Annotated in this window: 7 protein-coding genes; all 7 read left to right on the top strand. The window is 68.4% G+C overall.

Annotated elements, in window-relative coordinates; translation table 11 throughout:
- Positions 1-554 precede the first annotated feature (554 nt).
- The 7 genes from LXT23_RS50410 to LXT23_RS25535 all read left to right on the top strand — a co-directional run bounded on the left by LXT23_RS50410 (position 555) and on the right by LXT23_RS25535 (position 13,332).
- Complete coding sequence (locus tag LXT23_RS50410; protein WP_253982892.1) at positions 555-5,645, top strand: RHS repeat-associated core domain-containing protein; 5,091 nt, start codon at positions 555-557, stop codon at positions 5,643-5,645.
- 1,006 nt (positions 5,646-6,651) lie between these two features.
- The gene (locus LXT23_RS25510) at positions 6,652-7,977 is read left to right on the top strand and encodes an amidohydrolase family protein (RefSeq protein ID WP_253982893.1); all 1,326 of its coding nucleotides are present in this window, start codon (positions 6,652-6,654) and stop codon (positions 7,975-7,977) included.
- Positions 7,978-7,984: 7 nt separating this feature from the next.
- On the top strand, positions 7,985-8,962 hold the full coding sequence (locus tag LXT23_RS25515; protein ID WP_253982894.1) for a class I SAM-dependent rRNA methyltransferase: 978 nt from the start codon (positions 7,985-7,987) through the stop codon (positions 8,960-8,962).
- Between the two features lie 35 nt (positions 8,963-8,997).
- Complete coding sequence (locus LXT23_RS25520) at positions 8,998-10,227, top strand: serine/threonine protein kinase (protein ID WP_253982895.1); 1,230 nt, start codon at positions 8,998-9,000, stop codon at positions 10,225-10,227.
- 1 nt (position 10,228) lies between these two features.
- The gene (truA, locus tag LXT23_RS25525) at positions 10,229-11,026 is read left to right on the top strand and encodes a tRNA pseudouridine(38-40) synthase TruA (RefSeq protein ID WP_253982896.1); all 798 of its coding nucleotides are present in this window, start codon (positions 10,229-10,231) and stop codon (positions 11,024-11,026) included.
- A 20-nt stretch (positions 11,027-11,046) separates the two neighbouring features.
- Positions 11,047-11,673, top strand: coding sequence for a hypothetical protein (locus LXT23_RS25530; protein ID WP_253982897.1), 627 nt, complete (start codon positions 11,047-11,049; stop codon positions 11,671-11,673).
- A 147-nt stretch (positions 11,674-11,820) separates the two neighbouring features.
- The gene (locus LXT23_RS25535) at positions 11,821-13,332 is read left to right on the top strand and encodes a hypothetical protein (protein ID WP_253982898.1); all 1,512 of its coding nucleotides are present in this window, start codon (positions 11,821-11,823) and stop codon (positions 13,330-13,332) included.
- Positions 13,333-13,334: the final 2 nt, after the last annotated feature.

A 13,334-nucleotide genomic window follows, 5' to 3' on the forward strand; every position in this document is an offset into this window, starting at 1 on the left:
TTCAGGCCGTGAGCATCCTGGTGCTGGTCGGCCCGGTGACGGCGCAGGCTCAGTTCTGCCCTGCGGACGTCCTTCCGCGTTGTGACGGCTCCCAGGGAAACCCGGGTGGGGGAGGGGGAGCGCCTCCTTCCGGAGGCGGTCCACCGCCTCCTAGCAGTCCTCCCCCCAGTGGAGGTGGCGCGCCGCCGCCTCCACCCAGCGCGGGCGCCGGGCCTCAGTTCTTTGGTGATCCCGTCAACATCGCGGACGGCTATACCTATATACGGGAGACGGACTTTGAAATCCCACTGAGCCAGGGAAGTCTTCCGTTCATCCGGATGTATGTGACTCCCGCGCGCTCGTACGGATACTCGCACTTTCCGCAGGGCTTCCTGCCCAGCACCCACACGAATTACGTGCCAAGGCCTTTTGGCGAGCACAGGAATGGTGGAAGTCTCAACTGGTGGCACAACTTCTACAGCTCGGTGCGAAAGGACTCGCCCACCAGTGCCGAGGTGGAAGTCCGGGATGTGGATGGGTTCCGGAACAGCCTCCAGTGGAGCAATCAGCCGGCAGTGGCCGGCAAGTGGTACGTCAATGGCAATGCCGCGGGCAGCCGTGATCGCCTCTGGCAGGACAAGGCGGACGGCGGGTGGCCCGAGAAGTTCGTGTACTACCGTGAAGGAAGCGGGCGCTACACCTACGATGCGGTGTATGTCCATGGTGACGGTTCCGGTGCCAGGCATTACTTCCTGGGCCGCATCGAGGACACCGCCTACGTATCTCCCGGGCAGGTGGAAGTACCTCGCGCGACGTTGGAGTATGCACAGCCTTCCACGGATGGCGGCACAGCGCCCGACCCCCTCTGCCCGAGCGGTGCGGCAGGCTCCACCCCAGGCGTGCCATACCTGAGGACGGTGACGGACCGGGATGGGACGAAGCTCCACTTCTACTACCGGCGACTCGAGAATACGCGGGGGCGGACGGAGTGCGTCCTTGACCACGTCAACGTCGAAGCCACGGCGGATGGCGGCACCGCCGAGCGGACCCTGGTCCAATATCAGTACGCGTCCGGGGGCAACGAGTTGGCGCGCGTGGACCATCCCCAGACAGGCCGGAGCTTCGAATACACCTACCCCCTGGGAAACAGCCCGAACGACGTCATGGAGGCGCGTGAAGGGGGCGCCCTGAAGAGCCGGCATACCTACTATTACAGCAGCGAAGATCCGAAGCGCGACGAGGCGGAGGGGCATGACTTCGCCATCGAGGACGTACTGAGCTCTCGGCCTGGAACCAAGGATGCCTGCTCTATCGCCATGGGCGGGAGCGTGCCCACGCGTGAGTTCGCCGACTCCAGGGCAAGCCTGGGAACCGGGCAGACGGGACAGACGACGCTGACCTCCCGGTTCACTTCGGCCGCGGCCTTCTATTCGCACGAGAGCTGGCGCCTCACTTCATACGAGCAACGCTGTGACGGGACCTCCTGCCCTGGCATCGTTCCCGGCACCGAGACCTGGGAATATGAATGCCCGGGCTTGGACAGCTCCGTCGCTCCAGCCATGACCAAGGCACACAAGGACATGCGAGGTTCTTGGGAGAGCTATGTGCATCATGTCCCTGATGCCGGTGTGCCCGAGGCGCAGGGTGTTCCCGTCAAGCAGCTGAAGCTGCTGACGCAGGTGCGCGCGGGCGCTCTGGATTCGAGCGGCACTGGTAGCTTGGCTGAGGTCCGGTTTGGTTATACCTACGGGAGCACGTCGCGTTCACTGCCCGCGTACGAGCAGCTCGTGGAGCGACAGGAGACCGCCAGTGTCCTGGCTCCTTCGGGCACGGCAGACCCCAACGCCCGGACCCAGTACGTCTATGATTCGACGACCAACCGGTTGAAGGCCACGTTCCACACCGGGTGGACGCAGGTGCGTGACAGCAACGGGGCCTGGAGCGTGCAGAAGCGTCGTATCGGCGTGTTTCATCTCCGAGCCCCTCAATGTGGCGGAACGGGCGCAGAAGATGCTCAGGGGCGGGTGCTCGAAACCCATGGTCCCTGCTTGGTGGATGCAACCACGACCAACGTCGCCAGCATCACTGGCTGCCCCACCACCGCGCCCTTCCCGGTGACGAAGTATGAATACTGGTCTCAAGCGGAGACGGGGCACCGGCGCAATCGCCTGAAGAAGCAGTCGATGCATCCATCGGGCTGTGGGGTTGGCGCGTCCCTCGAAACCCAGTACCTGGAGTACGACGCCTTTGGGAACGCGACCCGCGTGCAGGACGCGAATGGCGTCATCACCGAGCGCGTGTACAACCAGGACCAGCTGGCGCGGCAATCCATCGTGGAGGGGGCGGCGTCCACGACGACCCTGTTCTCCTACGACCAGGGACGGCTGAAGGCCATCCAGCATCCTCAGGGCAACCACGACGTGTTCTGCTACCGCACGGGGACCACCGCGGGCCAGGGGTGCACGGGTGGCGCACCGACGTATCTGCTGCAGTGGAGGGCAAAGGCGGCGGATGCGAACGGTGCGAGCTGGTCCGAGAAGGTCGAATACTCCTACTGGCCGGACGAGACGGTGAAGTCCGCCACCTTCCTGAAGTGGAACGGGAGCACTGCCGAGGCACGGCGGGTGATGACGTTCAGCGCGGATGCCCGCCGCAGGCCCACCTTCCAGGGACTGGGGAACCTGCCTTCTCCGGTGAAGGCGTCGCGGCTGTTCGACGCGGAGGGCAACCTGACGGGCATCGGTTTCCCGTACAACGGCCCACCGGACGTCTGTGGCGGGCCGGACTCGTCGGGACAGCCCGGCTCGGCGCTGTGCACCGCACTGGCCTACGACCGCCTGGATCGGCTGGCGAAGGTCGATGAGTTTCCAGCCGATGGGAGCAGCCAGCGTACCTGCTTCACCTATGACGCCCAGAGCAACGTGACGTCCGTGCGTCAGGGCTGTGCGGCGACGACGGGGACGAGCGACTGCGCGAGTTGCTCGGCGAGCACGCCTGCCACGGAGTATGTGCATGACGACTTTGGCAACCTCGTCTCCGTGAAGCTGCCGCACAGCAGCGATGGGGCGGGCGGCGCCGGGGTGACCCGCTATGTGTACGATGCGCTGGGCCGCATGCTTCTGAAGGAGACGCCCGAGATGCGGGCCCGAGGCGAGCGGGTCTCGTACGAGTACGACATGCAGGGACGCCTTCTTCGCGCGAAGCGCCACTACACGTCACCGCAGGCCGGACAGGAGAACCTGTACGTCCTGTCGTATGACGTGAACGACCCCGGGGATGCCACCAGCACGCCACCTGCCACCTGCCCGCAGCCGGCACGCACGGCGGGGCGCCTTCGCTACCGGCACGACTCGTTCGGGCGGACCTGGTACCAGTACGACACGCACGGGCGCGTCGCGGGGGAGATTCGCCTGCGTGAAGGGCAGACCAGTTGCTCCGTCGCGGGCCTCGCTGACCGTCCCCACACGTTCTACACGTATACGGCCAATGGCAATCTGGCCTCTGTGATTTATCCTCACGGACGGGTCGTGACCTATGCGTATGGAACAGGTGCGAACCTGGATAGGGTCCAGGCCATCGACGTGAGGCTGTGGAACTCGTCTGGCTTCGCGGACACCCGGCTCATCGAAGGCATTGCCTGGGAGCCTTTCGGCGGCCTGCGCGGATACCGACTGAATCATCCGGCCTCGGCGACCAGCAGCGCGGTCGAGTACCTGCTGGGGGACAACGCCTCCCAGGCGCCTTCCGCCTGTCCCACGGCGGCTCCCAGCATGGCTGGCAGCGACCTCACCGGCAGGTTGAGGGCCCTGCGGGTGTCGACCGGAAGCTTCTCTCCCGGTACCAGCAGTGGCGACATCTACAAGCGCACCTATACGTGGGCGGGAGACCAGGTAGCCCGGCTCGACACCTGCCTCCTGGGGGCTACGACGCCACGCATCGAGACCTTCGAGTACGACCGGACCTTGCGGCTGAAGGCGGCGGGCCGCCCGACGGGGAACTTCGCGGCGACGGGAGGCGCGTTCGCGAGTCGCAGCTACGGCTATGACGGCCGTGGCAACCGCACGGGATTGTCCGAGGACGGCTTCGTCCATGACGTCGATCTGGCCGCATCCCCGGCCGTGGACCGGCTGTCCGGGTGGGGCTCGACTGCTGCGGGCAGTCTCTTCCGCTATGCGCTCAGTCACGATGCGGACGGCCGGGTGACCCAGAAGCGCTGGGCTGCCGGGATGAGCGGGACACCTGTCTACACCCTGGGCTTCGAGTATGGGCAGACGACCGGGGTTGCAACCGAGAGCGTGTTCCGCTCCGTCAACGTCAACGGCGTCTTCTACAACTACTTTTACGATGCGATGGGACGGCGGCGACTGAAGTCCCATCCGGGCGGGACGACGGATGAGTTCTTCCACGACATCGCCAGTCACCTCCTGACCGACCGGGGAAGCAATGCCTTCACGGTGCCAGTGGGGCATTACACCACGGACGACTATGTCTGGCTGGGGGGGCGGCCCGTGGCCCTGGTCCGGGCGAAGTTCAGCAGTGCGTGGGTGAGACAGCCCGACAGCACGGGCGACTGCTCGCGAGACGGAGAGCCTGCGGCGTGTGGCGTCTACTTCCCGGTGACGGACCACATCGGCAAGCCGGTGCTGATGTTGGATGGCTCCCGGCGCGTGACGGCTGCGGCGGACCATGACCCCTTCGGCCACGTTAACCGCGTCTCGCAGGTCGTGGAGACGGCGCACCCGTATCCCGACGCGACGACGACCACGCTGGCGACGTTCTCGCAGCCGAAGGAGAACAGCTCCGTCGTCGTCCGCCTCCGTGCGCGCTACCACCTGGTGGACTCCGAGGCTGGGGTGGACTTCATCCGGCTAGTGGATGCGAGCTCGGGAACGACGCTCGACCAACAATCCGGTGCACGCAGGGGACGCGTTACGACGCCCTGGGTGACTCCGTCGGCAAGCAATGTGTCCGTCAGGTTCTCGTCGGGGCCCGCTGGTGGCCCGGCGTATCAAGGGGCGGTCGTGGATGGGTACGAGTACCAGCGTTACCAATCGGGCGCTCAGCCCTTCTGGACTCCGCTGCGCTTTCCGGGCCAGTACCACGACGCGGAGACGGACCTGTTCGAGAACTGGAACCGGTACTATGACCCCAGTATTGGTAGGTATCTGCAGCCGGAGCCACGGATCTCATCGGGGCCCACTGTGTTGCCTGTGTATGCCTATGCCATGAGCAATCCAGTGTGGCTGGTGGATGTGAATGGCTTGGCGCCGTTCGAGTATAGGTTCAATACGGAGTTTGACGCGGCCGTGGCGGGATTCAGATACGTCCGGGAGAAATTCATGCTGAGTAACTACGAGGTCGCTTTCTATATCTTCATGTCCCGGGGAAAATTCGCCTACTCGGAGCCGTTCGAGATACCACGGCCGGCAGGAAAGCAGAACAAGTGTGATGGAGGCAAAGTACTCATTGCGACGGGGACACAGGCCTTCTGTCACACGCACCCGGCCGAATGCAATCCGGCGTTCTCGCCAGGGGATAAAGGTACGTCCAAGAAAGTGCCCGGCCTCGATTTTTATCTCATGAATGCCCAGGGGGCTGTCTTTCATATGCTCGATCAGACGACTAGCCCCATGGGAACTCCTAACTGGGAATCGGTCCTTCCTTGAGCAACAGAGGAATATCTTCAGGCCGAATCGTGCCGACTCTGCTCGCGTGTGGGCTGCTCGTGGCAGGTTGCGCGGCCCGTCCGGTGGCGCGACCAGAGGGGGCGCGCTGGCCCGAGCCGATGGAGCTGGATCGCATTGAGCCAGTACAAGGCATTAGCGTCCTGGCTCCGGCGCGCTCGTTCACGCAGGCACGAACGAATCAGTCGATGGACGCGACGCCATGCAGGAGGATGGCGCCACAGAAGGACCCCAACGCGGCGAAGGTGGCGTGTGGCTGGTATGGCCCCAGCTCACGGTCGCTGAGCTTCTACTGGTATGAAGGCATCCTTCCAGGATGTCTCTCCGGTGCGCAATGCCTGAACACGATGCGGGAGGTGTTCCAACTGCGCGAGGGCGCGTTCGGCGAGCCCTCTCGCCTGGAAGGCCGCTGGCTAGGGTGGCAGTCCTCGCCCGTAGAGATCGGCAGCCGGATTGTGAACCGGCACATCGCTCTTGGAAGGAACGTCGTCTTCCTCCAGGCGGTCTCGCTTGAGGGCGACCCATTCCCGGAAGCGAGTCTCTTCTTTGATTCCCTACGGGTTGTCTGTGCCGAGGGCGAGACCGGGCCAGACTGCTGCGGGAGTTCGAGCAAGTGTCCGGAGGCTCCTCGCCCAGCCGATGCCATCCAGCCCGGCCGGTGAGGACCCACGCCGGGTCCTCCTCCGGATGCTTCAGCGCGACGGGGGGATTTCTGCAGCTTGACTGCGTCCGTTAGAGGGGGGCGGAGTGGCCCTGGCAGTCCTGATACAGTGCCCCTGTCTCCGCCAGAGTTGCCGCTCGCCGGGCCGGAGCCGGTGCGTGGCATGGAGCCCGCAGCCCTCATCGGGAAGTAGGGCTGACTCAAAGAAGCCGTCCCCTTCGTCGGCCCGGAATCGTCTGTGTTGGCTGGTTCGTCGCGCGGACCTTTCTCGGAGGGTATTCTGGATGCCCACATTCCATCCCGAGCCGTGCTAGAACCTTCCCGTTCATGGAAGGCCGCCTGCTGTTGAAGAACTGCGCCGTGTTCCGCGCGGATGGACGGGTCCGCACCGGCATGGCCGTGGTGGTGGAGGAGAACGTCATCCGCCGGGTAGCACCTGACACCCAGGTGCCCGTGCTCCCAGGGGACTGGGAAGTCGCCTGCCGGGGCCGGCTCGTCGCTCCCGGACTCGTGGACTGTCACTCCCACATGGTCAACGGGCAGCTGCTGCCCGCCACCGGCTACTTCCTGCTGATGCCGCAGCGCGAGCGGCTGGAGCGGTCGCTGCGGGTGGCCCGGCTCCTGTCCAACGAGGACGTGGAGGCTCTCACCCGCTTCGCCGCCGCCCGGGCCCTGCGCGACGGCGTCAGCATGGTGGTGGAGCATCTGTCGTGCCTCGACGTGGCCGGAGGGCTTTCCGCCCAGGCGCGCGCGGCGCAGGACGTGGGCCTCCGGATGGTCACCAGCCACGCCACCCACAGCCTGGACGGCGCCCCTCAGGCAGAGACGTGGCTGGACGCCAACGCGGACTTCACCCGCCGCCACCGCGAGCACCCGCTCGTGCGCGGCGCCATCGGCTTCCATGCGTCCTTCACCTGTGACCACGCCCTGCTCACCCGCGTCTCCCGGCTGAGCCGCGAGCTGGACGCCCCCACCGTCTTCCACCTCGCGGAGAGCGAGGACGACCTCGCCACCACGTACTCCCGGCACGGTCAGCGCGTGGTGCCCCGGCTGGATGCGCTCGGGCTGCTCGGCCCCCGCGCCATCGCCGGCTACGCCCGCGCCCTGGACAGCGCCGAGGCCAGCCGTCTCAATGACAGCGGCACCTTCGTCGCGCTCGCCCCTCGCGACGCCCGTACCCTGGAGCGGGGCGTGGACCCGCTGGAGGCGGTGGTGTCCCGCGTCCAGCTGCTAGGCCTGGGCACCGGCGGTCACGGCACCCCCCAGGATGAGCTGAACGCCGCCATGGAGGGCGTGCTGCGCATCTCCCGCGCGGGACGCCTGCCGGACGTGGACGGCACCCTGGCTCACCTGCTCATCAACGGCCCGGCGGAGCTGTGCACCCGGCTGTTCGACCTCCCCTCGGGCAACGTGGAGGAGGGGAGCATCGCGGACCTCGTCGTCTACGACTCCGTGCCCCCGGCGGACCCGGAGACGGGCTACTCGCCGCACCTGCTCGGGCAGATGGCGCGCTCGCCGGTGTCGTGGACCATCGTCAACGGCCGCGTCTGCGTGCGCGAGGGCCAGTTGCTGGGCCACGACTACGTGGAGCTGGCCCGCGCCGCCACGGACGCGCTCCACCGCGTCTGGACGCGCGCCCGGCTGGGCAGCTGAGGGCGTCATGGGTTCCTCCCTGGTGGATACCCTGCGCGCCTCGCGCGAGCAGCGCGGGCCGCTGCTGACCGACGCCCGCACCACCGCCCTGCGCGTCCTCAACGGCGAGGCGGACGGCGTGCCCGAGGTGACGGCGGACGCCTTCGGCGACCTGTACGTCATCAGCCTCTACCGCGACCTCACCCCCGCGGAGGAGGAAGCGCTCCTCGACGCCGCGGTGGCCGCGTGGGCCCCCCGCAGCGTCTACCTCAAGCGCCGCCCCCGGGAGGCGCGCGTGCTGGCCAACGTGGCCAAGGAGTCGCTCGCGCCCGAGGTCCCCGCCCGGGGCGAGCCGGTGGAGTCGCTCACCGCGCTGGAGAACGGGCTGTCCTTCCTCATCCGCCCTGCCCAGGGCCTGTCGGTGGGCCTGTACCTGGACATGCGGGACACGCGCGCGTGGCTCCTGGACCAGGTGCGCGGCCTCACCGTGCTCAACCTCTTCGCGTACACCTGTGCCTTCGGCGTGGTGGCCACCGCGGGCGGCGCGAAGCGGGCGCTCAACCTGGATGCCAGCCGCCGCGTGCTGGAGTGGGGCGAGGAGAACGCGCGCCTCAACGGCCAGCCCGTGGACCGCTACGACTACGTGGCCGGGGACGTGTTCGACTGGCTCAAGCGCCTGGCGAAGAAGGGCGAGACGTTCGACGTCGTCATCTCCGACCCGCCGTCCTTCTCCACCACCCGCGCCGCGCGCTTCTCCGCCGCGCGCGACTACGCGAAGCTGGCCGAGGCGGCCGCCCGGGTGGTGGCCCCTGGGGGTCGGCTGGTCGCCTGCTGCAACCACGCGGGCCTGCCCGCCCGTCGCTTCGAGACCATGGTGGCCGAGGGCGTCGCGCTCGCGGGCCGGAAGGGGAAGGCGGTGGGCTCGCTCGGCCCCTCTCCGCTCGACTTCCCGCCACCGTCGGGCCACGAGCCGCCCCTCAAGGTGCACGTGGTCGAACTTCGTTAGCGCACCAGGGCCCGGCAGGGGTAGGTTTGGACCGCATGCCTCCCGCCGCACAGCAGCAGCAACGAGAATTCGGCAAGTACCGGCTCATCGACCGCATCGCCGTGGGGGGGATGGCGGAAATCTTCCTCGCGCACCAGCAGGGCGAAGATGGCCGCGAGTCACCGGTCGTCATCAAGCGCATCCGCCCGCACCTGTCCAAGCACGCGGCCTTCGTGAAGATGTTCCTCAACGAGGCCCGGCTCGCCGCGCAGCTCAACCACCCCAACGTGGTGCAGATCCACGACCTGGGGAAGATTGCGGAGAGCCACTTCATCGCCATGGAGTACGTGGCCGGGCGCGACATGCGTCGGGTGGTGCCCAAGGCGGAGGCGCTCGGGATTCCCTTCCCCCTGGTGTACGCGGTGAAGATTGCCTCGTGTGTCTGCGCGGGCCTGCACCACGCGCACACCAAGGTGGACCTCTACGGAAACCCGCTCAACATCGTCCACCGGGACGTGTCGCCGGAGAACGTCGTCGTCGCCTTCGACGGCTCGGTGAAGATTCTCGACTTCGGCATCGCCAAGGCCGCCAACCAGGTGGGCCAGACGCGCACCGGCGAAATCAAGGGCAAGCTCAGCTACATGAGCCCGGAGCAGTGCCTGGGCAGCCCGCTGGACTGCCGCAGCGACATCTTCTCCCTGGGCGTCGTCCTCTACGAGTGGCTCACCGGCTTCAAGCTCTTCACCGGTGAGTCCGAGGTGGCGGTGATGCGCAGCATCACCGAGGGGAAGATCTACGCACCCTCGTACTTCCGGGAGGACCTGCCCGAGCGGCTGGAAGCCATCCTGATGAAGGCGCTGGAGCGAGACAGGGACAAGCGCTACCAGACGGCCGCGCAGATGCAGAAGGACCTGGACGCCTTCCTGGACGCGTACGAGTTCACCCCCACGGCCCTGCACCTGTCCAACTTCATCAAGCAGCTCTTCGAGGAGGAGCTGCAGGCGGAGCAGCGCCGCATGGCGACGCGCGCCGCCTCCGCGCCCACCTCCGAGGAGGCGCTGGAGCTGGCGGAGGTGGTGGCCGCGCTCGACACCGAGAAGGGCTCGCCCGCGCCGGCCCCCGCCACCCCGGCCGCCGCGAGCGACGAGCGCACCGAGCCGCGCATGCTGGCGGTGCCGCTCAGCCCGGCCGCCTACGAGGCGCTGGAGGCCGTGGCCCGCCGCAACGACGTCCCCATGGGGCGGCTGGTGTCGGAGCTGCTCGAGTCCTGGCTGAAGTACCGCTGACATGCCCCGGCTGAAGCTGACGCTCGAATACGACGGGACGCGCTACGTGGGCTGGCAGGTGCAGCCCAACGGCCCGTCGCTGCAGGCGACGCTGGAGGACGGGCTGGCCCGGCTGCTGGGCGAGCAGGTGTCCCTGGAGTGCGCGGGGCGCACGGACTCGGGCGTCCACGCCACCGGGCAGGTGGCCTGCTTCGACACGCATCGGGTGCTGCCCATGAAGGCGTACGTCATGGGCCTCAACAGCCTGCTGCCGGACGACGTGGCGGTGGTGCAGGCCGTGGAGGTGCCGGCGGACTTCGACCCGCGCCGCTGGTCCCGGGGCAAGCGCTACCGGTACCGGCTGAGCAACCGCCGCACGCGCTCGCCGCTGCGCCGGCTGACGCACTGGGAAGTCTTTGCCCCCCTGGACGTGGAGGCCATGCGGCGGGCCGCGACGCACCTGCTGGGCCGGCATGACTTCTCCGCCTTCCGGGCCGCGGACTGCCAGGCGAAGCACGCGGTGCGCGAGCTGCGGCGAGTGGCGGTGGAGGGCGAGGCCGGGGACGCGATGGCCTTCGTGGTGGAGGGCACGGCGTTCCTCAAGCACATGGTGCGCAACCTGGCGGGGACGCTGGTGGAGGTGGGGAAGGGGCGCCGGCCGGAGGCGTGGGTGGCCGAGGTGCTGGCCTCGCGCAACCGGAAGCTGGCCGGGCCCACCGCGCCGCCGCAGGGGCTGGTGCTGGAGGAGGTCTTCTACGGGGACGGCCCGCCCCCTCGCACGCCGGGGGGCGCACCGGACGTGGACGAGGACGAGGGCTGAATTGGAGTAGGCTGCCGGCCGTGAGCCCCAAGACGAGTGTCCTCGAACCGCTGCGCGTCCGCGTCCGCCGCTTCCAGTTCATCGTGGGACTGGGCTTCCTGGCGCTCGTCGGAGGCTCGGTGCTGAGCGTGTCGCTGGCGATGCGGCTGAGCGCGCGGGTGCAGACGCTGCCACTCGGGTTCATGCGGGTGCTGATGGCGGTGCTGCTGGAGAACCTCTGGGTGCTCGGGGTGCTGCCGCTGCTCTGCTACGGCGCGGCGCGGGTGATGGAGCTCAAGCCGTGGAGCACGGCGGCGGGCTCGGCCACCTCCGGCGCGGTGTTCGTCCTGGCGCTCAACTTCGTGCAGAGCGGCGCGGACGGCCTGTGGCTGGGCGGGCTGATGTCGGTGCTGAACCTGGCGGCCTTCGCCGTGGGCATCGTCCTCAGCGCCCGCGCCGTGAAGCTGGGCCGCGCCGCGGCGGCGCAGCAGACCGTGAAGGCCCAGGCCAAGGCCCAGGAGCGCAAGTCCGAGTACGACGAGTTCCTCCGCGCCGCGGAGCAGGGCGGGGAGCGCCTGGAGCAGCGCGAGGCCGCATCGCAGGCGACGCCTTCCGAGCAGCCCCAGGCCGAAGCGGCCACGGACACGCCGAAGAACCCTGCCGCCTGAGCGTGGTGGGGCCCATGCATTTCTGTTGAGTCCTGGGGTTCCGCATGGGCCTCCAGGGGCCAGGCAAGCGGCGGGCGGAGGCGTTCCGGTATCCTCCCCGGCTCCGGACGTTCTCAGGGTCTCCGCTGGAAGAAGGAAGTCGCGCCCATGCGCCGTGTGCTGACGTGTCTCCTGCTGCTCGCGACGGGCTGTGCCCGGGGCACGCGTCCGTCCGACGCCGACGCCGCGCAGCGCGAGGAGGCAGAGCTGGCGACCCCTCGTTTCGAGCACATCTACATGCTGCCGGTGGACCGGGCGCTGGCCGAGGCCACGGAGCTCATGAAGCAGAACGGGTGGACGCTGCACCCGATGGAGAACCGCAACTTCCTGCTCACGCAGTGGCGGTCCGCGGAGCTGACCGAGGGGCGCAAGTGGCGGAGCGACGGGGACCACGTGCGCTACCTCGTGGTGGGCGAGCCCCTCGCGCCGCGCCAGTCCGTCGTGCGCATCTTCCGGATGTCGCGGGTGGCCTTCAGCAACGACGCGGAAATCAAGACCGACGCGAACCACAACCTCATCTGGAACCACATGCTCCAGACGGAGGTGGAGCAGAGCTTCCGGCGGATGGGGCAGCCCGTGCAGCTCGCGCAGCGCGAGGAGCCCGCGCCCTGGGTGGAGCTGGATGGGCCGGTGAAGGGCACCCGCGACTTGAAGCTGGAGCGGGACCTCATGCTGCGGCTGGAGTCGCGGCCCTCGCTGGAGACGCTCACCGGCTCCTTGCGCATCAAGGGCGACGACGCCTTCGCGAGAGACCCGTCGTTCTACCTCAAGCGCTGGCGGCGCCCGTCCCCCGAGACGTGCGAGCGGAAGGTGGCCGGCTTCCAGCCGCTGCTGCGCGCCGGGCTGACGGTGCTCATCGGCGAGCAGCTCGGCACCCGGGAGGCCCCGGCGGCCGTGGGTGACCTGGTGTGCGAGGCCACCGAGGCCGGCCTGTCCGTCACGCTGGCGCTCTCCATCCCCTCCACCGAGCAGGAGCGCATCGACGCCTACGTGGCGAGCCCCGGCGCGCCGCCGGACCAGGATGCGCTGCTGTCGGGGGACTTCTGGCGCAAGGCGCAGCAGGACGGGCGCGGAAGCCGGGCCGTCATGGACCTCATCGACCGCGTCCGGGCCCTGCGCGCCAGGGGCAGCACCGTGGCCGTGGTGGCCTTCGACACGGACATGGCCCACGGCAGCACCCGTGATGCGCGGATGGCCCGCGCGGTGCTGAACCGGCGCGCCGTGCGCCCCAATGACGTCCTCCTGGTGCTCGCCGGCAACGCGCACACGCGGCTCGTCGCGGAGGCGGCCTGGAACGAGAACTTCGTCCCCATGTCCCGGCACCTCGCGGAGACGGACCCGGGCCTGCGAATCCTGGAGCTGGGCTATGCGCAGGGCCGGCGGTGGGGCTGTGACCTCGAGCCGGACGGCTCGCTCCACTGCGACGTCATGGGCATCACGCCCGGCCCCCGCGTCGCGGCGCGGGCGGAGGGGGCTCCCTCCATCCGGATGCTCCCGGCGCTGGACGAGGGGTTCCATGGCTTCCTCGACGTGGGGACCCTCAACGCGTCCCTGCCTGCCATCGCCCTGCGTGGCCACGAGCCTCCGCCGGACGCCCCGGCAGCGTCCGGGGCCCGCTGAGC

This window comes from Pyxidicoccus xibeiensis (assembly GCF_024198175.1).
GTDB classification, from domain to species: domain Bacteria; phylum Myxococcota; class Myxococcia; order Myxococcales; family Myxococcaceae; genus Myxococcus; species Myxococcus xibeiensis.